General features: G+C 32.6%; 22 protein-coding genes. 15 read left to right on the top strand and 7 right to left on the bottom strand.

Features of this window, described 5'->3' with window-relative positions:
- Positions 1-37 precede the first annotated feature (37 nt).
- The 5 genes from ACFS5M_RS08830 to ACFS5M_RS08810 are packed head-to-tail and all read left to right on the top strand — an operon-like array spanning position 38 to position 4,371.
- The gene (locus ACFS5M_RS08830; RefSeq protein ID WP_183487968.1) at positions 38-1,576 is read left to right on the top strand and encodes a YifB family Mg chelatase-like AAA ATPase; all 1,539 of its coding nucleotides are present in this window, start codon (positions 38-40) and stop codon (positions 1,574-1,576) included.
- A 44-nt stretch (positions 1,577-1,620) separates the two neighbouring features.
- On the top strand, positions 1,621-2,112 hold the full coding sequence (locus ACFS5M_RS08825; protein ID WP_183487967.1) for a hypothetical protein: 492 nt from the start codon (positions 1,621-1,623) through the stop codon (positions 2,110-2,112).
- 9 nt (positions 2,113-2,121) lie between these two features.
- Positions 2,122-2,838, top strand: coding sequence for a hypothetical protein (locus ACFS5M_RS08820; RefSeq protein ID WP_183487965.1), 717 nt, complete (start codon positions 2,122-2,124; stop codon positions 2,836-2,838).
- Between the two features lie 8 nt (positions 2,839-2,846).
- Positions 2,847-3,551 (top strand): hypothetical protein, encoded by a 705-nt coding sequence (locus ACFS5M_RS08815; protein WP_183487963.1) that lies wholly within the window; start codon positions 2,847-2,849, stop codon positions 3,549-3,551.
- Entirely contained in the window at positions 3,544-4,371 is an 828-nt protein-coding gene (locus ACFS5M_RS08810) for a sensor histidine kinase (RefSeq protein ID WP_379898579.1), read from the top strand. The genes ACFS5M_RS08815 and ACFS5M_RS08810 overlap by 8 nt, the downstream gene beginning before the upstream one ends.
- Here ACFS5M_RS08810 and ACFS5M_RS08805 read toward each other — a convergent pair.
- Together ACFS5M_RS08805 and panB are read right to left on the bottom strand one after the other, a co-directional pair.
- Entirely contained in the window at positions 4,368-5,069 is a 702-nt protein-coding gene (locus tag ACFS5M_RS08805) for an RluA family pseudouridine synthase (protein ID WP_183487961.1), read from the bottom strand. The two genes, ACFS5M_RS08810 and ACFS5M_RS08805, sit on opposite strands and share 4 nt — an antisense overlap.
- Positions 5,069-5,887: a 3-methyl-2-oxobutanoate hydroxymethyltransferase gene (gene panB / locus ACFS5M_RS08800; protein WP_183487960.1), complete on the bottom strand. Its 819-nt coding sequence runs from the start codon at positions 5,885-5,887 to the stop codon at positions 5,069-5,071. The genes ACFS5M_RS08805 and panB overlap by 1 nt, the downstream gene beginning before the upstream one ends.
- Before the next feature lie 122 nt (positions 5,888-6,009).
- Between panB and ACFS5M_RS08795 the strand changes: the two genes are divergently transcribed.
- Complete coding sequence (locus ACFS5M_RS08795; protein WP_183487959.1) at positions 6,010-6,468, top strand: nuclear transport factor 2 family protein; 459 nt, start codon at positions 6,010-6,012, stop codon at positions 6,466-6,468.
- A 100-nt stretch (positions 6,469-6,568) separates the two neighbouring features.
- Positions 6,569-7,336 carry a porin family protein gene (locus ACFS5M_RS08790; RefSeq protein ID WP_183487958.1) on the top strand — a complete coding sequence of 256 codons (768 nt, stop codon included), beginning with the start codon at positions 6,569-6,571 and terminating at the stop codon, positions 7,334-7,336.
- A gap of 11 nt (positions 7,337-7,347) precedes the next feature.
- Here ACFS5M_RS08790 and ACFS5M_RS08785 read toward each other — a convergent pair whose 3' ends face one another.
- Positions 7,348-8,769: an L-serine ammonia-lyase gene (locus ACFS5M_RS08785; RefSeq protein ID WP_183487957.1), complete on the bottom strand. Its 1,422-nt coding sequence runs from the start codon at positions 8,767-8,769 to the stop codon at positions 7,348-7,350.
- A 174-nt stretch (positions 8,770-8,943) separates the two neighbouring features.
- Between ACFS5M_RS08785 and dnaK the strand changes: the two genes are divergently transcribed.
- A complete protein-coding gene (dnaK, locus tag ACFS5M_RS08780) occupies positions 8,944-10,848 on the top strand; it encodes a molecular chaperone DnaK (RefSeq protein WP_183487956.1) in 1,905 nt (634 codons plus the stop codon).
- A gap of 138 nt (positions 10,849-10,986) precedes the next feature.
- The gene (locus ACFS5M_RS08775) at positions 10,987-11,934 is read left to right on the top strand and encodes an NAD(P)H-dependent flavin oxidoreductase (RefSeq protein WP_183487955.1); all 948 of its coding nucleotides are present in this window, start codon (positions 10,987-10,989) and stop codon (positions 11,932-11,934) included.
- 7 nt (positions 11,935-11,941) lie between these two features.
- Here ACFS5M_RS08775 and ACFS5M_RS08770 read toward each other — a convergent pair whose 3' ends face one another.
- Genes ACFS5M_RS08770 through ACFS5M_RS08760 form a run of 3 tightly spaced genes read right to left on the bottom strand, consistent with a single transcriptional unit; the run spans position 11,942 to position 14,594 of the window.
- Positions 11,942-13,339 (bottom strand): HTTM domain-containing protein, encoded by a 1,398-nt coding sequence (locus ACFS5M_RS08770; protein ID WP_183487954.1) that lies wholly within the window; start codon positions 13,337-13,339, stop codon positions 11,942-11,944.
- Between the two features lie 49 nt (positions 13,340-13,388).
- Entirely contained in the window at positions 13,389-13,958 is a 570-nt protein-coding gene (locus ACFS5M_RS08765; protein ID WP_183487952.1) for a GNAT family N-acetyltransferase, read from the bottom strand.
- Positions 13,959-14,594 (bottom strand): alpha/beta hydrolase, encoded by a 636-nt coding sequence (locus ACFS5M_RS08760; protein ID WP_183487950.1) that lies wholly within the window; start codon positions 14,592-14,594, stop codon positions 13,959-13,961.
- Between the two features lie 40 nt (positions 14,595-14,634).
- On the opposite strand from ACFS5M_RS08760, the gene ACFS5M_RS08755 reads away from it, so the two are divergent.
- The 5 genes from ACFS5M_RS08755 to ACFS5M_RS08735 all read left to right on the top strand — a co-directional run bounded on the left by ACFS5M_RS08755 (position 14,635) and on the right by ACFS5M_RS08735 (position 19,331).
- A complete protein-coding gene (locus tag ACFS5M_RS08755) occupies positions 14,635-15,060 on the top strand; it encodes a PaaI family thioesterase (RefSeq protein WP_183487948.1) in 426 nt (141 codons plus the stop codon).
- Positions 15,060-16,172, top strand: a complete 1,113-nt coding sequence (locus ACFS5M_RS08750) for a chorismate-binding protein (protein ID WP_183487946.1) — start codon at positions 15,060-15,062, stop codon at positions 16,170-16,172. Before ACFS5M_RS08755 ends, ACFS5M_RS08750 begins: the two co-directional genes overlap by 1 nt.
- 32 nt (positions 16,173-16,204) lie before the next feature.
- Positions 16,205-17,965, top strand: a complete 1,761-nt coding sequence (gene menD / locus ACFS5M_RS08745) for a 2-succinyl-5-enolpyruvyl-6-hydroxy-3-cyclohexene-1-carboxylate synthase (protein WP_183487944.1) — start codon at positions 16,205-16,207, stop codon at positions 17,963-17,965.
- A gap of 125 nt (positions 17,966-18,090) precedes the next feature.
- Positions 18,091-18,429, top strand: coding sequence for a DUF2853 family protein (locus ACFS5M_RS08740; RefSeq protein ID WP_183487942.1), 339 nt, complete (start codon positions 18,091-18,093; stop codon positions 18,427-18,429).
- Positions 18,430-18,500: 71 nt separating this feature from the next.
- Complete coding sequence (locus ACFS5M_RS08735) at positions 18,501-19,331, top strand: CvfB family protein (RefSeq protein ID WP_183487941.1); 831 nt, start codon at positions 18,501-18,503, stop codon at positions 19,329-19,331.
- Here ACFS5M_RS08735 and ACFS5M_RS08730 read toward each other — a convergent pair.
- A complete protein-coding gene (locus tag ACFS5M_RS08730) occupies positions 19,328-20,434 on the bottom strand; it encodes a C1 family peptidase (protein WP_183487939.1) in 1,107 nt (368 codons plus the stop codon). The genes ACFS5M_RS08735 and ACFS5M_RS08730 overlap by 4 nt on opposite strands.
- A 53-nt stretch (positions 20,435-20,487) precedes the next feature.
- Here ACFS5M_RS08730 and ACFS5M_RS08725 point away from each other — a divergent pair, with 53 nt between their 5' ends.
- Complete coding sequence (locus ACFS5M_RS08725; RefSeq protein WP_183487938.1) at positions 20,488-21,327, top strand: 1,4-dihydroxy-2-naphthoyl-CoA synthase; 840 nt, start codon at positions 20,488-20,490, stop codon at positions 21,325-21,327.
- Positions 21,328-21,330 lie beyond the last annotated feature (3 nt).

Raw genomic sequence — 21,330 nt, 5'->3', positions numbered from 1 at the left:
TCAACAATTTTCATACATTTATAGAAAATAGTCTATAATGCTTAAAAAAGTTTTTGGGAGTGCAGTATTTGGAGTAGAAGCTACAACCATTACAGTTGAAGTAAATGTGAATAGCGGAATAGGTTATCACTTAGTTGGTCTTCCCGATAATGCCATTAAAGAAAGTAATTATCGTATTGCTGCAGCATTACAGAATAATGGTTATAAAATTCCAGGTAAAAAAATTATTATAAATATGTCTCCTGCAGATTTACGCAAAGAAGGAAGTGCTTACGATCTTACTCTTGCCTTAGGAATTCTTGCGGCGACGAAGCAAATTCAAGCCAATAATTTAGAAGATTTTTTAATTATGGGTGAATTGTCTTTAGACGGAAGTCTTCAGCCTATTAAAGGCGCTTTGCCTATCGCAATTAAAGCCAAAGCAGAAGGTTTTAAAGGGTTTATTCTTCCAAAGCAAAATGCTAAAGAAGCTGCAATCGTTGATGACTTACAAGTCTTTGGAGTTCATAATATTAAAGAGGTTATTAATTATTTTGATAAAGACGAACCTCTAGAGCAAACCATTATTGATACCAAAAAAGAGTTTGAAAAAAACCTTGATTTCCCTGAGTTTGATTTTTCAGATGTGAAAGGCCAAGAGAGTATAAAGCGTTGTATGGAAATTGCTGCAGCTGGTGGACATAATATTATTCTTATTGGACCTCCAGGAGCTGGAAAAACGATGCTGGCTAAACGCTTGCCTAGTATTTTACCTCCAATGACAATTCATGAAGCTTTAGAAACGACTAAAATTCACTCTGTTGTTGGACGCGTTAAAGAAAATATTGGGCTTATGGCTCAACGTCCATTTAGAAGTCCACATCATACCATATCAAATGTCGCCCTAGTAGGAGGCGGAAGTTACCCACAACCAGGCGAAATATCTTTATCGCACAATGGTGTATTATTTCTTGACGAATTGCCAGAATTTAAACGTGAAGTTTTGGAAGTGATGAGACAACCTTTAGAAGATAGAGAAGTTACTATTTCTAGAGCACGATTTACAGTAACTTATCCATCTTCATTTATGTTAGTAGCGAGTATGAATCCTAGTCCTGGAGGGTATTTTAATGACCCAAATGCACCAGTAACATCTTCTCCTGCTGAAATGCAGCGATATTTAAGTAAGATTTCTGGACCTTTGTTAGATCGAATCGATATTCATATAGAAGTCACTCCTGTACCTTTTGATAAGCTTTCAGACGACAGAAAAGGCGAGACATCAGTGGAGATAAGAAAACGAGTCACTAGAGCGAGAGCATTCCAAACACAACGTTTTATGAATTCAGATCGTGTGCATTATAATGCTCAAATGAATACCAAACAAATCCGAAAATATTGTCGGTTAGATAATACTTCAAAAGCATTAATAAAAACAGCAATGGAGCGTTTAAGTCTTTCGGCTAGAGCTTATGATAGAATTTTAAAAGTATCTAGAACCATTGCAGATCTTGATAATCAATTAGATATAAAAGAGAGTCATATTAGTGAAGCCATTCAGTACAGAAGTTTAGATAGAGAGGGTTGGTTGGGTTAATATTTTTCTTACCTTTAAGGAGCTATTAACTTAAATTCTTACTTATGAAAAAATTATTATTACTACTTCTAGGCTTTGCTATAGGATTTTTAGTTGCTTACTACTGTTTTTGTAACCAAAATAACTTAGATAATATGTCAACACCAAAAGGGATTATTAAATGGACTGAAGCAGTTGCTTTAGATGAGGCGTTCAATTCACGCCACCAGTTAATTAGTGACTCCATTGTAAAAAGACCAGACAACCGTTCTTCGTGGTGGTCTTTAGATGATTTAGAAGGCTTTATTAAACATGCAAAAAAACAAGCAGATACTTTAAAATATGACCTTAATGGCTTTAGAATGTATTTAGGAGCTCATGCAGATTCAGGTAAAGAAGTAGGCTATACGACTATATTTATAGTGCCTACAGGAGTACCATCTTTATCTGAAGGTGGACTAGGTGATTTAAAGGTGGGTAATGGAGATATTCCAAAAGCAGATGGATTAAATGGAGGGGATCCAGGTGAGCCACCATCTGTAAATTATCCACAATAGTAAAACTTTGTGAAAGATTTTCTATATAAAAATTATACGCTATTAAATGATAGTGTAATAATAATGGCAGCTATAGCTGCCATTATTAGCTATAAGAAATTTAAAAACACTAATGTTAAGTATTTTATTTATTTTTTAATATATGTAGCATTAGTTGATTTTCTAGGAGGCTATAAATCATTTTTCTCTGAATATGATACTTTAAAAAGGTTTAAAGAAATTATTAAAGGGACTTTTTTTGATAATAATTACTGGTGGTTTACTTTGTTCTGGAATATAGGAAGTGCTTTGTTTTTTTCTTATTATTATTACAAATTGATTGTAAATCATAGGTTTAAGTCGATAATAAAAGTGACTTGTTCACTATTTTTATTGATGTCTTTTGGTTTAATTATTATTGATATAAATAGATTCTCAAATGCGTTCATTAATCCAATTAATATATTTGGAGCTGTACTTATTTTAATGAGCATTTCTTTTTACTTTATTGAAATATTGAAAAGTGATAAAATTCTTGGAATAGTGAAATCAATAAACTTTATTATAAGTGTCGCCATTTTTGTTTGGTGGTTAGTTGTTACTCCATTAATTTTTTATGATATATATTTTTCAAGTTCTGATTTGGAATTTGTACGATTAAGAAGAATGGTTTATCTACTTTCAAATATTTTTATGTATACTACATTTGCAATTGGCTTAATAGTTTTAAAACCAGAATACGATTAGTTTTTTGAATGGTAGAATTTTTAACGAGTAACTTTCATTTTATTGTTTATAGTTTTGAGATTATTGCAGCTTTAGTAGGAATTATTCTACTCCCAAAGTATAAAAACTCCTTCTCGAAATATTTTGTATATTTTTTAACGTATGTCGTTTTTGTTGAAGTGATAGGTTATACTTTAGCCTATTATCGAAATCATGAGTTATTAATTTTTATTAAAAATGCAGGTGTAAGCGGCTCAACTTGGTGGTATACCATTTTTTGGTCCATTGGAAGTATTTTATTCTTCATGTTTTATTATCATGGGGTTTTAAAGTCCCAACGAAATAAAGCAGTTATTAAAGGTATTAGTGCTATGTTTTTTGTTAGTGCTATACTTTATTTAATTATATATTCTAGTCAAGTATCAAGATCGTTTTCCCCTTTTTTACAAATTACAGGCGCATGTGCTTTATTAGTATGCTTGGTAAGCTATTTTACGGAACTCCTACAAAGTAACCTTGTATTAGATTTTAAAAGATTACTTAGCTTTTATATTTCTGTAGCGATATTTACTTGGTGGTTGGTCATCACACCATTAGTGTTTTTTGAAATTTATAATACAACTGATGATTGGGATTATGCCAACCTAAAGCGGTTAATATTTTTATTTACTAATGTATTTATGTATACTTGCTTTACTATTGGTCTCATTGTTTCAAAACCTAAATATGATTAACACAGTTTTAAAAATATTACAAGAACAAGGGCCAGTCTCTACATCAGCCGAGCGTTATTTATTGGTTTACATGATTGGTGTTTTACTCATTGTCTGCTCGTTAATTATTATATTTTTTATTGTTTTTCAGAAAAGAAAAAATCAACTTTTATTAGATAAAATTAAGCAGCAGCAAATATTTGATGAAGAAATCTCTAGAACTCAAACCGAAATTCAAGAACAGACCTTGAAAAACATTGGTTGGGAATTGCACGATAATGTTGGTCAATTATTATCTGTAGCGAGTATGCAATTAAGTATTCTAGGAACTCAAGTGTCTGAAGAGGTTAAAGCGAACATCACTGAAACGACCAATATTGTTAGAGAGAGTTTAAAAGAAGTACGCTCATTATCTAAATCATTAAATAATGAAGTCATTTTAAATATAGGTTTTGAAAAGTCGATTACTAATGAGTTAGATCGATTAAAACGTATGAAGTTTACAAGTGCAGAATTATCAGTTAAAGGAGAGAAAGTTGTTATTTCAGATAAAAAGCATGAAATCATTATGTTTAGAATTCTACAAGAATTTTTCTCCAATTCTGTTAAATATTCTGAGGCAAAAAACTTAAGTGTAAAGTTAGATTACAAAAAAGATTTTTTGATTATTAATGCTAGTGATGATGGAAAAGGCTTTGATGTTGACACTGCAGAATTAGGTTCAGGGCTATTAAATATGAAGAGTAGAGCAGAGCTTATAAAAGCCAAATTTAATTTAAGCTCTAAGCCTAATAAAGGTGTTTTACTGACTCTTGAATATCCACTTAATCAAATAGTTTAATTAGTGCATGCTTCCCAAATGGCATCTTTTGGTAATGGAGCAATTATGTTTAATTCTTTTTTTGAAACTGGATGAGTGAATTGAATTTGTCTTGCATGTAAATGAATACTCGCATCTTTATTACTTCTGTCAAAACCATACTTTAAATCTCCTTTAATTGGACATCCAATTGAAGATAATTGTGAACGTATTTGGTGATGTCTTCCAGTTTCTAGATTAATTTCAAGTAGAAAATAATGATCCAATTTTCTTAGTATCTTATAATGAAGTATAGCTTTTTTACTTTGATCTACTTCTTTTATATAAGCCCTAGATTTATTGTTTTTAGGATTTTTCTTTAACCAATGAATTAAAGTGTCTTCGGTTTTTGGAGGCTCATTTTTTACAACTGCCCAATAGGTTTTGCTAATATTTTTTGAAACAAATAATTTGTTTAACCTCGGTAAAGCTTTACTCGTCTTGGAGAAAATAACTAACCCAGTTGTAGGTCTATCTAATCGATGTACTGTGCCTAAATAGACATTTCCAGGCTTATTGTATTTAATTTTGATATATGCTTTTACAATATCACTTAAAGGTTGATCGCCAGTTTTATCACCTTGAACAATATCACCAGCACGTTTGTTAACGACAATGATATGATTATCTTCATAAATAACTTGAAGATTGCTTTTATGAGAAAGAATTTTTTCGGTCACTAATACTGTTCTTCGTCATTAGGAAAATCTCTGCTTTTTACATCTGTTACATATTGAGAAATGGCACTCGTCATTTCTTCATAAAGATTCATATAGCGACGTAAAAATCTTGGATTAAATTCATGGGTCATACCTATCATATCGTGTAAAACTAAAACTTGTCCATCAACTCCATTTCCAGCACCAATACCTATAACAGGAATACTAACGCTTTCTGCAACTTCTTTGGCCAACTTTGCAGGAATTTTTTCTAAAACTATCGCGAAACAACCTGCTTTTTCTAACATTAACGCATCTTCTTTAAGTTGTTTTGCTTCCTGTTCTTCTTTAGCACGAACAGTATAAGTTCCAAATTTATATATAGACTGTGGGGTTAATCCCAAATGTCCCATAACAGGGATTCCAGCATTTAAAATACGCTTAATAGATTCTTTAACTTCTTTGCCACCTTCCATTTTCACGGCATGACCACCAGACTCTTTCATAATTCTAATGGCAGAGCGTAGAGCTTCTTTAGGATCACTTTGATAACTTCCAAAAGGTAAATCTACAACCACTAGAGCACGATCTATAGCTCTAACTACAGACGAAGCGTGATAAATCATTTGGTCTAAAGTAATAGGTAATGTTGTTTCATGACCAGCCATAACATTACTTGCAGAATCACCAACCAGAATAACGTCAATTCCTGCACCATCAACAATCTTAGCCATAGTATAATCATAGGCTGTTAACATAGATATTTTTTCTCCATTAGATTTCATATCTACTAGAGTTTTTACAGTTATTCTTTTGTATTCTTTTTTTGCTACAGACATCTTTTAGGTATAATTTGATAGGATGTAAAAGTAATAAATTAAGTATACATAATGTTAAACTTTTCTTTAATGCTATTAAAATTGAGGGTTTGTAATTTATTTTAGCTAAAAACTAAACAATTATGACACGTGTAATACTATTTTTTGTAATGCTGGCAACTGGAACCATAGTTGCACAAGAGAATGCCCATGATGATGTGAGAAAAACTATTGAAACCTTTTTTGAAGGTTTCCATAAAGGTGATACTACTTTAATGAAATCTGTAATGATGAATAAATTTACTGCCCAGACTGCATTTAAGGATAAGGAAGGTAAAGATGTATTGGTTACTGAAGAATCTTCAAAATTAATTAACGCTATAGCAAATAGACCAGCTGACCAGAAATGGGATGAACGTTTATTAGATTTTAAAATTCGAGTAGATGGTAATATGGCAAATGCTTGGACACCTTATGAATTTTGGTTTAATGATAATTTCAGCCATTGTGGTGTAAATTCATTTCAACTATTTAACGATAATGGACAATGGAAGATTATTTACTTAATAGACACAAGAAGACGAGAGGGCTGTCAGGAGTAACAGATTATTAAAATTTGCTTTTTGTAGAAATTAGCTTCATATTTGAATGACTAATTTTTAAACTCACCTTATTTTGAAAAGAATTATTATAACTCTGTTAATGCTTTTTTGCATTGCTTTAAATGCTCAAGAAAGTGTAGAAGAAGAAGTTGTTGAAGCCTACAAAAATCCAATTAAAATTGGACTTAAAGGAGGGTTAAGCTTGCCTTCTTTATCAGATAATTCAGATAATATATATACTCAAGATTTTAAATCTTATGTGTCTTTTGAAACAGGACTGTTTGCCGAATACGGATTTAGTGATTTGTTGTCATTACAAGTTGAGCTAAATTACACGGTAAAAGGCGGTGAGCGAACTGGAAGCCAGCCTATTCCTGCCGCTCAATTAGAAGGGCAATTGCCTCCAGATATAGCACTTCCATCAGGAACAGTTCTTTATGCTGAGTTTAATAATAAGAGTGCATTAGAATATATTGAAATACCAATTTTAGCTAAATTTACTTTTGGTGAAGACTGGAAGTTCTTTGGAAATATAGGTCCTTATGCAGGTTTTTTAGTTGGCGCAACTCAAAAGACTAGTGGCACTTCTAACATCTCTGCCGATATTCCAGGAGTTGGTTTCTTACCAAACCTCTTACCAGATGAAGTCTCTTTTAATGCTGAAACAGATGTGAGTGATAGTATAAAGAACTTTAATTTCGGGGGAATTGCAGGAATTGGTGTTATAAAAACAGTTAGTAGTCACTCAGAAATCCTTTTTGAAGTTAGAGGTACTTACGGTTTTATTCCAGTTCAAGAAGATGAAACTTTTGGAGAAAGTCGAATAGGTAGTGTTGTCTTTTCTTTAGGATATGCTTATAAACTATAATCTTGTTAAGATTAACAATCTGACATATTAACACCAACAGCTAAACCACCTTCACTGGTTTCTTTGTATTTTGAATTCATATCTTTTGCTGTTTCCCACATAGTCGCTACCACTTTGTCTAGAGGAACCTTAACATTTTCAGGATCTGTATCTAAAGCTAATTCTGCGGCATTAATGGCCTTAATAGCTCCCATAGCATTACGCTCTATACATGGTATTTGTACTAAGCCTCCAATAGGATCGCATGTCAGCCCTAAATGATGCTCCATAGCAATTTCAGCAGCAACTAAGACTTGTTCTGGAGTACCACCAAGCAATTCGGTTAAGGCTCCAGCAGCCATTGCAGATGACACACCAATTTCTGCTTGACAGCCTCCCATTGCAGCAGAGATAGTTGCACCTTTCTTGAAAATGCTTCCTATTTCTCCAGCAACTAACAAGAATTTTTTAATGTCTTCAAAATTACCATCATGGTTTTCAATAACCAGATAATACATCAATACAGCAGGGATAACACCAGCACTTCCATTAGTAGGTGCAGTAACAACACGTCCTAATGAAGCATTAACTTCATTTACTGCTAAAGCAAAACAGCTTACCCATTTTATAATTTGACGAAACTTGACTTCGGTATTTCTAATAGAATAAATCCATTCCACAGGATTGGTGTATGCTGTATTTCCTTTAAGGTTTTGATTCATATCAAAAGCACGCCTCCTTACATTCAATCCACCTGGAAGATTTCCTTCTGTATGACAACCTATATACATGCATTCTAACATAGTATCCCAGATACGTTGTAATTCTTTGTCAATATCTTCTTCAGAACGAATTGATTTTTCATTTTCTAAAACGACTTGCGAAATAGGTAAATTTAAATCTTTACAAAACTGTAAAAGCTCTGTGCCTTTATCGATTGGATAAGGAAAAGAACATTTGATTTCAAAATTTCGTTTAGAATTTTTTCGTTCTTCTTTAACTACAAATCCACCACCAATAGAGTAGAAGGTCGATTTTTTGCGTTTATCCTTAATAAGGGCAGTAAATGTTATGCCATTTGAATGAAAGGGTAAAAATTTGCGATTAAAAATGATTTGAGTTTCAGGATTAAAATCAAGTGATTTTTCATTATTAAACGCAATAATATTTGATTTTTTTATAGTTGAAATAATTTCAGAAATGGCTTCGGTTGGAATTGTTTCTGGGTCGCAACCACTTAAACCTAACATCACAGCATAATCTGTAGCATGTCCTTTTCCAGTTAATGATAATGATCCGTAAAGATCAATATGGATTGATTCAACATTATTAAAAGTGTTCTGGTCTTTAAGTTCTTGAATCCAGCGTTCTGCAGCTCTCCAAGGGCCTAGTGTATGAGAACTAGAAGGTCCAATCCCAATTTTAAGCATATCAAAAACAGAAATACATTCCATAAAATATTAGCATTAATGCAAAACAAATATAAGTTTTTGCAGTATATGAAAGCAGAATTTAAATTAAAGTTTTTTTAAGTTTCTGACAGCTTGTCAGTTTCACGGTGTTGGCATAATCATTGACTTATACAACTCGAATAAAAAAATAAAATTTCAACACAATAAAATATAATTATGAGTAAGATTATTGGAATCGATTTAGGAACAACAAATTCATGTGTCTCTGTAATGGAAGGTAATGAGCCTGTTGTTATCCCAAACGCAGAAGGTAAACGTACAACGCCATCTGTTATTGCTTTTGTAGAAGGAGGAGAAATTAAAGTTGGTGACCCAGCAAAACGTCAAGCAGTAACAAATCCAACAAAAACAGTTTATTCTATTAAGCGTTTTATGGGAAACAAATATTCTGAATCTAAAAAGGAAGCAGAGCGTGTACCATATAAAGTAGTAAAAGGAGATAATGACACACCTCGTGTAGATATTGATGGGCGTTTATATACACCTCAAGAATTATCTGCGATGGTGCTTCAAAAAATGAAAAAAACAGCTGAAGATTATCTTGGACAAGATGTAAGTGAAGCTGTAATTACTGTTCCTGCATATTTTAACGATGCACAACGCCAAGCAACTAAAGAAGCTGGTGAAATTGCAGGCTTAAAAGTCCGTCGTATTATTAATGAGCCAACTGCTGCGGCATTAGCTTATGGTATGGACAAAAAAGGAACAGACCAAAAAATAGTGGTTTTTGATTTTGGAGGAGGTACACATGATGTGTCTATTCTTGAATTAGGTGATGGTGTATTTGAAGTATTATCTACAGATGGTGATACACACTTAGGTGGAGATGATGTTGATCAAAAAATTATTGATTGGTTAGCTGATGAATTTAATGCTGAAGAAAGTATAGACTTACGTAATGATCCTATGGCTTTACAGCGTTTAAAAGAAGCTGCAGAAAAAGCAAAAATTGAATTGTCATCTTCTGCACAAACTGAGGTTAATTTACCTTATGTAACAGCAACTGCTAGTGGACCAAAGCACTTAGTACGTACTTTAACACGTTCTAAATTTGAGCAGTTAATAGACGATTTAATTAAGCGCACAATAGAACCTTGTGAATCTGCATTAAAAGCCGCAGGTTTGTCAAAGAGTGATATTGATGAAATTATCTTAGTTGGTGGTTCTACGCGTATTCCTGCAGTACAAACTGCTGTAGAGAAGTTCTTCGGAAAAGCTCCAAGTAAAGGAGTAAATCCTGATGAGGTTGTCTCTTTAGGAGCTGGTATTCAAGGAGGTGTATTAACTGGTGATGTAAAAGATGTCCTTTTATTAGATGTAACGCCTTTATCTCTTGGTATTGAAACTATGGGGAATGTGATGACGAAGTTGATTGAAGCTAATACAACAATACCTACTAAAAAATCTCAAGTGTTTTCAACAGCAGCAGATAATCAACCTTCAGTAGAAATTCACGTCCTACAAGGTGAACGTGCTATGGCTGCGGACAATAAAACGATTGGACGTTTTCATTTAGATGGTATTCCACCAGCTAGACGTGGAACACCGCAAATTGAAGTAACTTTCGATATTGATGCCAATGGTATCATTAAAGTTTCGGCAACAGATAAAGCCACAAATAAAACTCAAGATATTCGTATTGAAGCATCTTCTGGTTTGACAGAGGAAGAAATTCAAAAAATGAAAGCTGATGCTGAAGCTAACGCTGAAGCAGATGCAAAAGCAAAAGAAACAGCTGATAAATTAAATAGCGCTGATGCCATGATTTTTCAAACTGAAAGTCAGTTAAAAGAATTTGGTGATAAATTATCTGATGATAAAAAACAGCCTATTGAAGAAGCTCTTGAAGAATTAAAGAAAGCTTATGAAACTAAAGATGTTGCTGTTATTGAACCAGCTTTAGAAAAAATAAATGAAGCTTGGAAAGTAGCCTCTGAAGAAATGTACAAAGCACAAGCTGAAGCGCAGCAAGGTGGAGCAGAAGCTGGACCTGATGCTAGTCAGAATGGACAAGAAGAAGGTAGCGATGTCGAAGATGTCGATTTTGAAGAAGTGAAATAATTTGATTCATACAAAGTATAAATCTAAAATGTTTAAAAACGCAATCATTAATTTGGTTGCGTTTTTTTAATAACTCACAATAAACTATGCATGCATAATATATTTTGTAGTATATTTGTTAAAATTATTTCTTAAAATATGCAAACTCAACTCACGCAACTTTTAAATATTAAATATCCTATTATACAAGCACCAATGTTTTTAGTATCTAATACAGCAATGGTTATTGAAGCTATGAAAGGTGGAATAGCAGGCTGTATTCCTGCCTTAAATTATCGTACTCTTGATGAACTAAGAGCGGCAATTAAAGAATTAAAAGCAGCTAAAGTCGAAGGTGGCTCTTTTGGTTTTAATTTGATTGTAAATAAATCTAACCTTAAGTATAAAGAGCAATTGCGTGTGTTATGTGAAGAAGGCTGTGATTTTATTATTACCTCTTTAGGTAGTCCAGAAGAAACGATTAATCAAGCCCATGCTGTGGGTATAAAAGTGTTTTGTGATGTCGTCGATTTAAAGTTTGCACAGAAAGTGGAAAGCTTAGGTGCTGATGCTGCAATTGCTGTTAATAACGAGGCTGGAGGACATCGTGGTAATATGACACCTGAAAAATTAATTACTCATTTAAAAGATAATATTTCTATTCCTGTAATTTCTGCTGGAGGTGTTGGTTGTAAAGCAGATATTGATAAAATGCTAAGTTATGGTGCTGAAGGTGTTTCGGTAGGAAGTCCTTTTATCGCTTCTGTTGAAGCTGGAGTTACAGATGAGTATAAGCAAGCTTGTGTAGATTATGGTGCTGATGATATTGTTATGACTGAACGTATTTCTGGTACTCCTTGTACTGTAATTAATACACCATATGTCCAAAAAATTGGCACAAAACAAACTTGGTTGGAGTCGGTTTTAAATAAAAACAAGAGGCTTAAAAAATGGGTTAAAATGATTCGTTTTACAATTGGTATGAATGCTGCAACTAAGGCAGCGACTCAAGTTACATACAAAACTGTTTGGGTTGCTGGACCTAGCATTGAGTTTACTAAAGCCATCTTGCCAACTAAAGAAATCATTAAAAAGTTAACGGTTTAAAAGCCCTCTAATCTATCTTTTCTATCTTTTCTTTCTTTGCTGAAGATTTTGTTAAAGGAGTTGTTAAAGGAAGAATCCAATCTGCTTTCCAAACAGGATAGGGTTCTGCTGCAATATCTATATCAGGATTTGTAAGTTGTTGTGGAGGTCTAGCATTTAGCGAAGATTCAATATCAGCATAAACAGATACATCTTGTCCTTTCTGTTTGTATTCTTCTTTTATTTTTTGAGCAAATTGCCATATCATTGGTGGTCTGTTAATTACTTTTCTAGATTGAAAATAGGGCATAAGTTGTTCAACATTAATAATATCCATGAGCTCTCCGTCTTTATTCTTTACATAAAACAAGCCCATTGCTCTTTTTGTTCTTAGTTTCATATGCCAAGCATACTTATGACCTTCTTCGGTCCAACTTGCATTTCCTGGAATGAGAAAATGACGTAAAGGCATAAAAACCATGATAAATACCCAGAGACCTAATCCGAAAGTAATTAACTTTTGCTTTTTATTTAAAGGGTTGTCATTAAGCTTTAAAACTTTATTTTGAATCCAGATCTCTTTTCTAAATAATTTATTAATCCATTGTCTCGGCCAATCTGGATCAAAAAACAGCGTACTAGCTGCAATCATAAACCAAGGGAAAATACCAATATTAAACAGCCTAGCGTTCATGAGATGAAATGTTGTGCCAATTAAGAAAGCCCAAATTCTTGTTCGTTTAATAATTAGAAAAGGAACTATAAATAAATCGATGATTAAACCTGAATATGCCATGATTAAAACCATCCAATATTCAGTGAAATATTTTCCAATTATTGGGAAATCGGTTATCCTGGAAAGCCAAGTTCCTAAAGGTTCTCCAACTAACCAATCTGAATTAATTTTTGCGACACCTCCAAAGAAAAATGGTACAGCAATCATAAATCGTAATAGCCATAAATGCCAATTGGAAACATAAGATTTTCGCATTTTCCGAAATAATAAAGCATCTATTGAAAAACTTCTACTTGCAGGAATAAACATCATGACAAAGCTTAGTAGCGCTACTAGATAAAAGTGATTAAGATAGCGTGTTTGTTCTAGCAAGAACATATAAGTAAAACTTAAAAAGAACAGGACAATACTTATTCTATAAAACAAACCTATGATAATAAAAACGGACAATAAGCCCATTAAATAAAATAGGTAATACATACCATCACCTTCTAAGGGTTCTAAAGATAAAAAAGGCCAATGTGGAAAATGATATTTCGGTTTAATCCAATAGGTATAAATCCAATTTTTATCAAAATATCGCCATACTTCCCATAACATAATTGCACCAAAGAAAATCCTAAAAACGATGATGCTTGCAATGTCAACTTCATCAAATAAGTGTCTTAATTTATGCTTTAGCTTTTGCATTAGTATGGTTGTTTAATTTTTGGTTGAACGAAAAATACAAAAATATTTTTTAGCTATTAAATCTGTTGGTCTTAATACTTGGCCATTCTTCTTTCAAAATACCATAACAGCAGGTGCTGCGTTTAAAACCATCTAGCATTAGTGTATCCTTACGCAGAATGCCTTCTAGTTTAGCGCCAAGCTTTTCAACAGCTTTTCTTGATTTTATATTTCGCTCATCTACACGAAATTCCACCTTGTCAAATTCTAAAGTTTCAAAAGCATATTGAAGCATTAAAAATTTCATTTGTTTATTTAAACCGGAGCCTTGAAATTCAGATCCAATCCATGTCCATCCAATGTGTAACACTTTATTCTTCCAATTAATAAGCGCAAAACGAGTACTTCCAGCATAAGCCTTTTTTTTCTTGTCATAAATGATAAAAGGAATAGCAGTTTTATTATAATACCGATTAACTGCACACTCAACATACTCTTTCAGTTTTTCAGGAGGAGAAATTGCGCTTGGAGAATAAAATACTAAATCTTTTTCTTCAGCAATTTTTGAAAGATGAGTATAATTGCTTAAATCTAAAAGAGAGAGTTTTACATATTCATTTTCAAGATGAGGTATATTCATTTATACTAATAAATTTATTAATTCTACATTAACGATATGTTTGCCTTCAAAAGGAATGATTTGTAAAGTCTGATCAAACAATTCTTGAGCTCTTAATGTTTCAGAGGCTATGCGTTCTTCAGTTAGGTATTCATCTTGAGTGCCATAAATCATTTTAACTTTTGCCTTTAAAAAGCTGAAATCTTTTGGCTTTAATTCTTTAGGAATGCCACCAGAATGTAATATCAATTGCGAGCACTGTAACTTTCGTTTTGCAACATAGCGCATGGCCACACTAACGCCTTGCGAATATCCTAAAACAATGAGGTTAGAGGAACTTGGGATTTTTTCAGCTTCAAAAATAGCATCAAAATTACGCATCACGTTTTCAGTCTCTTTAAGCGTATTTTCTTTTGTAAGCCAACTCGCACCAACATGCTTAAATTTAGGAGGAATATAATATTTGCTCTGCGCTTGAGGCGCAATAATATAGTTTTCGTTTGGAGGCAAGCCTTCAAAATATTTTAAAAAATAACGACTTAAATAACCCATTCCATGGCAAACAAACCAAATATTTTTAGTCGAATGCGTTAAGCTATTTAATGTTGTATAACTATTTGTAGTTGTATATGATATTTCTTTGTCTTCTAAATTCATTTTGTATTTTTACAATCCGACTTTAAAAATACAGTTTTATATGAACTTATCTAAATCTGAAATGCTTGCCAAAGCAAATGAAATTAGTAAAGGCACTTTATTAGAAACGCTTGGCATTGAAATTATAGATTATGGTGAAGATTTTCTGGTAGCTAGAATGGCTGTAACTCCTAGGTTACATCAACCAGATGGTGTATTACATGGTGGTGCTACTGCAGCATTGGCAGAAAGCGTAGGTAGTTTTGCAGCGCATTTGTTTTTAGATATAGAAAATAAGTTTGTGCGTGGTATAGAGATTACAGCGAACCATTTAAAAGCTGTTACTGATGGTTACGTATATGCCAAAGCTACCTTTATACATAAAGGGCGAACCACTCAATTATTTGATATTAGAGTTACAGACGATCACGATAACCTAGTCTCTGTTTGTCGTTTATCAACCATATCGTTATCTAAACCGACCTAATGACTTCAGGAGATTTTTTTGAAAGCCTTCAGCAGCATTTTAATAAAACACTTCCATTAGTTGTTTATAGAAAACCAAATAGTAAGGAAGTTAAAGCATTGCTTCAGGATAATGAAACTATTCATTATGTAAATGATTTTTCTGAAAGTGGTTTTGTATACTCTCCATTTGATGCTCTTGAGAAATCAATCGTAATGCCTTTAAATGCTTCGGAAGAAATTAAGACAGATTTTATTTTGTCGAGGACAACTGAAACATCACACCAAGCGACGAAATACTCAGATGCAGAAAAAGCAGCGCATATTCATTTGGTTCAACAAGGTATTGAAGCGATAAATCATAAAGATTTACAAAAAGTAGTTTTATCAAGATGTGAAACAGTAAACCTTTCCGATAGCCATCCTATAGAAATTTTTAAACGATTGATGAATGCCTATCCTAATGCTTTTGTGTATTGTTGGTGTCATCCAAAAATCGGATTATGGTTAGGCGCAACACCAGAAACTTTGCTTAAAGTAGATGGGAATCAGTTTTCAACAATGGCATTGGCTGGAACACAAAAATATGAAGACACTTTAGAGGTGATTTGGAAGACTAAGGAAAAGGAAGAACAGCAGCTCGTTACAGATTTTATAACGAATAGTTTGAAGAACTTAGTTCATCCTTTAAATGTTTCAGAACCAATGACTTTAAAAGCTGGGAGCTTACTACATATAAAAACATCAATTTCTGGAATTTTAAAAACGTCATTAAAATCTGTTATAAAAAAAATACATCCAACTCCAGCTGTTTGTGGTTTCCCAAAGGCACATGCAAAACAATTCATTTTAAAGCATGAAAATTATAACAGAGAGTATTACACAGGATTTTTAGGAGAACTCAATTTGCAACTCAAACAAACACGAAATACGAATCGTCGAAATGTGGAAAATAACGCTTATGCTACTATAAGAACCTGTTCTCATTTGTTTGTGAATTTACGCTGTATGCAATTAAAAAAACAACAAGCTTTAATCTATGTTGGAGGCGGAATAACAAAAGATTCTATAGCTGAAAATGAATGGCATGAAACGGTGAATAAAACTCAAACTATGAAGCGCGTTTTAGATTAAAATATAATTCTGTTTTGTATCTTTGAATGCAGATGAAATACCCAAAAATTCCTTTAGCGCAAACCGTTATTCAGCTTTGTAAAGCGAAACACATTGAGCATATTATCATTTCTCCAGGAAGTAGAAATGCACCTTTAACTATTGGTTTTACTCACGATGATTTTTTTACATGTTATAGTATTGTTGATGAACGCTGTGCTGCTTTTTTTGCATTAGGAATTGCTCAAAAAACACAAAAACCAACAGCTGTTGTTTGCACTTCTGGAAGTGCCTTGTTAAATTATTATCCAGCTATTGCTGAAGCATTTTATAGCGATATACCTTTGGTGGTTCTATCAGCAGATAGACCTAAGCATTTATTAGGTATAGGTGACGGACAAACCATCAACCAGGAACAGGTTTATAAAAACCACATATTATATTCAGCAAATTTAAAACAGGATTTAAAAGAAGGCCAAAGCTTTTTACAAGATGATGAATTACCAATCTTTAAAAACATAGAAAATAAATTAGAGAAATTTTTAGGTCTTCAGCAAAATCGGCAAGAGCAAAATGAGAATGAAATAAATGAAGCCCTTAATATTGCTATTCATAAAAAAGGGCCAGTACATATTAATATCCCATTTGACGAACCTTTATATGAAACCATTGATGTTTTAACTGTTAAGCCTAAGGCTATTGAAGTTACGATAAAACCCAAAAAAATTGAAGAATTACTATTAAAAGACTTAATTGAAGACTGGTATCATGCGACGAAAAAGATGATTATTGTTGGTGTGAATTCGCCAAATGCTATTGAGCAAAAATGGCTAAATGAACTTGCAGAGGATAAAAGTGTGGTTGTATTTACAGAAACCACTTCTAATTTACATCATCCTAATTTTTTTCCTAGTATTGATAAGATAATTGCGCCTTTAAACGATGATGAGTTTAAAGCCTTACAGCCTGATTTATTATTAACTTTTGGAGGATTAATAGTCTCTAAGAAAATCAAAGCTTTTTTACGTCAGTATAAACCTAAACATCATTGGCATGTTGATTTGCAAAAAGCAAATGACACTTTTTTTTGTTTAGAACATCATATAAAAACTACACCAAATCAGTTTTTTTCTGAATTTTTCCCAGAAGTTACTCACCTTACAAAAAGTAATTATTTTGAAACTTGGTCTTCGGTTAAAAAGATAAGAAAGAAGAAGCATATTGACTATTTAGAGCATATTTCGTTTTCAGATTTAAAAGCCTTTCAAAATGTTTTTAAACATATTCCTGATAATAGTATATTACATTTAGGTAATAGCTCAACAGTGCGTTATGCGCAACTTTTTAACATCAATAAAACCTTAGAGGTTTTTTGTAATCGAGGAACAAGTGGCATTGATGGTAGTACAAGTACAGCTATTGGTTGTGCTGTGTCTTCTGAAAAACAAACTGTTCTCGTTACAGGCGACTTAAGTTTTTTTTATGATAGTAATGCCTTGTGGAATAACTACATTCCGAATAATTTTAGAATAATTATTATCAATAATCAAGGTGGTGGAATTTTTAGAATTCTTCCTGGACATAAAAACTCTGAAAATTTCGATACTTTTTTTGAAACCAAGCATCAGCTTTCAGCCAAGTCATTAAGTGATATGTATGGCTTTGATTATGTTGCTGCCACAAAAGAAGATGATCTTAAAATAACCCTTTCTACATTTTTTAATAGCGATGAAAAACCTAAAATATTAGAAATTTTTACTCCAAGAGTTGATAATGACTCTATACTACTTAATTATTTTAAAGCTTTAGTGTAGTTTTCGTCGAATAAATACGTGCTTTGTCGATACTTTTAAGTGTTTAATATTTAATTCATATTTAAAGATTTCTAATTAAGTATCTTTATAAATAGATTTTTAAATTATAATAATAAAATAGTACCATGAGTAAAAGAGATGAATTAATCGCAAAATACGCTGCAGATTTAAAGGATAAATGTGGCGTAAATCCTGATATGGATTTATTAACCAAAGTAACTATTGGTTGTGGACCATCAATTTATAACGCAGATGCTGCTACAGTTTCTGGAAGTGATGCTTCAGAATTAGCTACAGTAAAAAACAATTTTTTAATCAAGAAATTAGGATTAAAAGATAGCGCAGATTTAGATAAAGCAATAGATGCTGTAATGGATAAATACGGACGTTCAAATAGAAATAAATATAGAGCAGTTGTATATTATTTATTAACGAAGCATTTCAAAAAAGAATCTGCATATTAAAATTAGTTCTTTTATAAAATTTATTAAAGCGTTACAATTTGTAACGCTTTTTTTATAGTTATCTTTGCAGCATGATACATATAGGCGAATACAATACTTTAACTATTTTAAGAGAAACAGATCCAGGGTTATTCTTAAGTGATGAAGAAGATAATGAGGTCTTACTTCCTAATCGATACGTTCCAGAATCATTTAAAATTTGGGATAAACTTGAAGTTTTTGTGTATTTAGATAACGAAGAACGTCTCGTAGCTGTAACCGATAAACCTTATATAAAAAAGAACGAATTTGCGCTGTTACGCTGTAATGAAGTGACTAATATTGGTGCTTTTTTAGATTGGGGAATGGTGAAGGAATTATTTTGTCCGTTTAAAGAACAAGCCTTTAAGATGAAAAAAGGAGGCTGGTATTTAGTATATTGTTATTTAGATGAAGAGAGCAATAGACTAGTTGCTTCTAGTAAAACAAATCAGTTTTTAGACAATAAAACACTAACGGTTAATCAATTTGATGAGGTTGATTTAATAGCTTCTCACCCTAGTGATATTGGCTGGAATGTAATCGTGAATAAAGTGCATCTTGGACTTATATATAACGATAATATTTTTCAAGATATTAGCGTAGGTGATAAGTTAAAAGGAATTGTGAAAAAAGTGCGTCCTGGTAATAAATTAGATATTACTTTAGGGCAAATAGGTTATAGAAATATCGAGCCTAATGCAGAGAAAATCATGCATCACCTTCATGATAATGATAGCTTTTTAAACTTAACAGATAAATCTGACCCAGAAAAGATTAAAGACATTCTTCAAATGAGTAAGAAAAGCTTCAAGAAAGCCGTTGGTTCTTTATATAAGCAAAAGCTTATTGAAATTAAAGAGGATGGTATTTATTTAGTTTAAAAAAGTTTAAATTGTAAGGCTTTCGGAATAGCATCCTTATGCACCATAATTGAGATGGTTTTTAGTTTTGCATAAGCCTCACTCATATAAATATAACCACCATTAGCAACACGACTCGAGTCTTTTCCCCAAGAATTTTTAACTTTATAATAGGTTGTTCCGTTTTGATCTTTAAGTAGTCCAGTAATATGCATTAAATGATCATCAGTTGTGTTATAATTTTCAAACTCTTGTTGTCTAAACTCAGCAGTAATCTCTTTTTCAGGACTTACATTCAGTAAGGCATCAGTAGAATCATTTAAAGGAATCACAGCAATACCATGTTTTGATGAGAACGTTTTTTCGCTTACATCACAATCCAATTCAATGCTGAATCCATTATGTAATGCATGATTCATAATTTCAATTAAATCATCTAAAGGCACATTATAAAAATCACCATTAGAAAAGTTATCAGGAATGTTTAAAACAAAATTGGTATAAAAAGGCTGATGTGTAAAAGAGGTAATTGTAACGTAGTCCTTTGGATTAATGGTAGTCATTTCTAAAAAGGATTGAGGCGTATACTCGATACCTTCATAATTAAACGAAGTTACGTTTGGACCTAAGTAATAATCCAAGACATGGTTTACATCATTTTTCCAATTTGAGGTGTAGGCATTAGTATCCTTTAAATAGGTTGTAAGAATGTTTTTTAAAGAATCAGCCATTTTAGAATGGTTATGTTTTTCTTCACCTTCTTTTAAACCAGAATACACATAATTAGGAACAATGCCATGTGTTGCAATGCTATTAGTAACATCATGCGCTAATCCTCCTTCACTAAATTGTGCTTTGCCTTGGCGCATTACATAAGTCCAAGCTTTTTTAAAATAAGTATGTCTTACTGTATACATTTCTGAAAGATCAATTTGTTTACCAGTAAGTCTCATGATTTCACTTTCTAGAAAGGATGATGTCGAAAAACTCCAACATGTTCCAGTATTTCCTTGGCTAATAACATTAGTGGCCTCTAAATCTACAGTAGTTTTAAATTCATAAGATTGAGAGAAACCAAGCCATGTCGTAAAAAGTAAAACGAAGAGTGTTATATTATTTTTCATCGGAATAGGATGCTTTTATTTAAAATAATTTATTTTTGACTAAAATAGTAAAAATGAATAAAGCAAATTGGAAAACTGCTAAAGAATATAAAGATATCACTTATAAAAAGTGTGATGGTGTCGCAAGAATAGCTTTCAACAGACCTAATGTAAGAAATGCTTTTAGACCTCAAACGACTAAAGAATTGTATGATGCATTTTACGATGCTGGTGAAGATACGAGTATAGGTGTTGTTTTATTATCTGCTGAAGGTCCTTCAACTAAAGACGGTATTTGGAGTTTCTGCTCTGGAGGCGACCAAAAAGCAAGAGGCCATCAAGGATATGTAGGTGAAGATGGTTATCATCGTTTAAATATTTTAGAAGTTCAGCGTTTAATTCGCTTTATGCCAAAAGCCGTCATTGCTGTGGTTCCAGGTTGGGCTGTTGGTGGAGGACATAGTTTACATGTGGTTTGTGATTTAACGCTTGCTAGTCAAGAACATGCTATTTTTAAACAAACCGATGCAGACGTTACAAGTTTTGATGGTGGGTATGGTTCAGCGTATTTGGCAAAAATGGTCGGACAAAAAAAAGCACGTGAAATCTTTTTCCTTGGAAGAAATTATTCTGCACAAGAAGCTTTTGAAATGGGTATGGTAAATAAAGTTGTTCCTCATGAAGCTTTGGAGTCAACTGCCTATGAATGGGCTCAAGAAATATTAGCTAAATCACCAACGTCAATAAAAATGCTAAAGTTTGCGATGAATTTAACTGATGATGGCATGGTGGGTCAACAGGTTTTTGCAGGTGAAGCAACGCGTTTAGCTTATATGACTGATGAGGCTAAAGAAGGACGAGATGCTTTCCTTGAAAAACGCAAACCTAATTTTCCTAAAAAATGGATTCCTTAATTT

The organism is Lacinutrix iliipiscaria (assembly GCF_042686125.1).
Taxonomy (GTDB): domain Bacteria; phylum Bacteroidota; class Bacteroidia; order Flavobacteriales; family Flavobacteriaceae; genus Oceanihabitans; species Oceanihabitans iliipiscarium.
The sequence above is the reverse complement of the archived record's forward strand: the minus strand, read 5'-3'. Positions and strand labels throughout refer to the sequence as shown.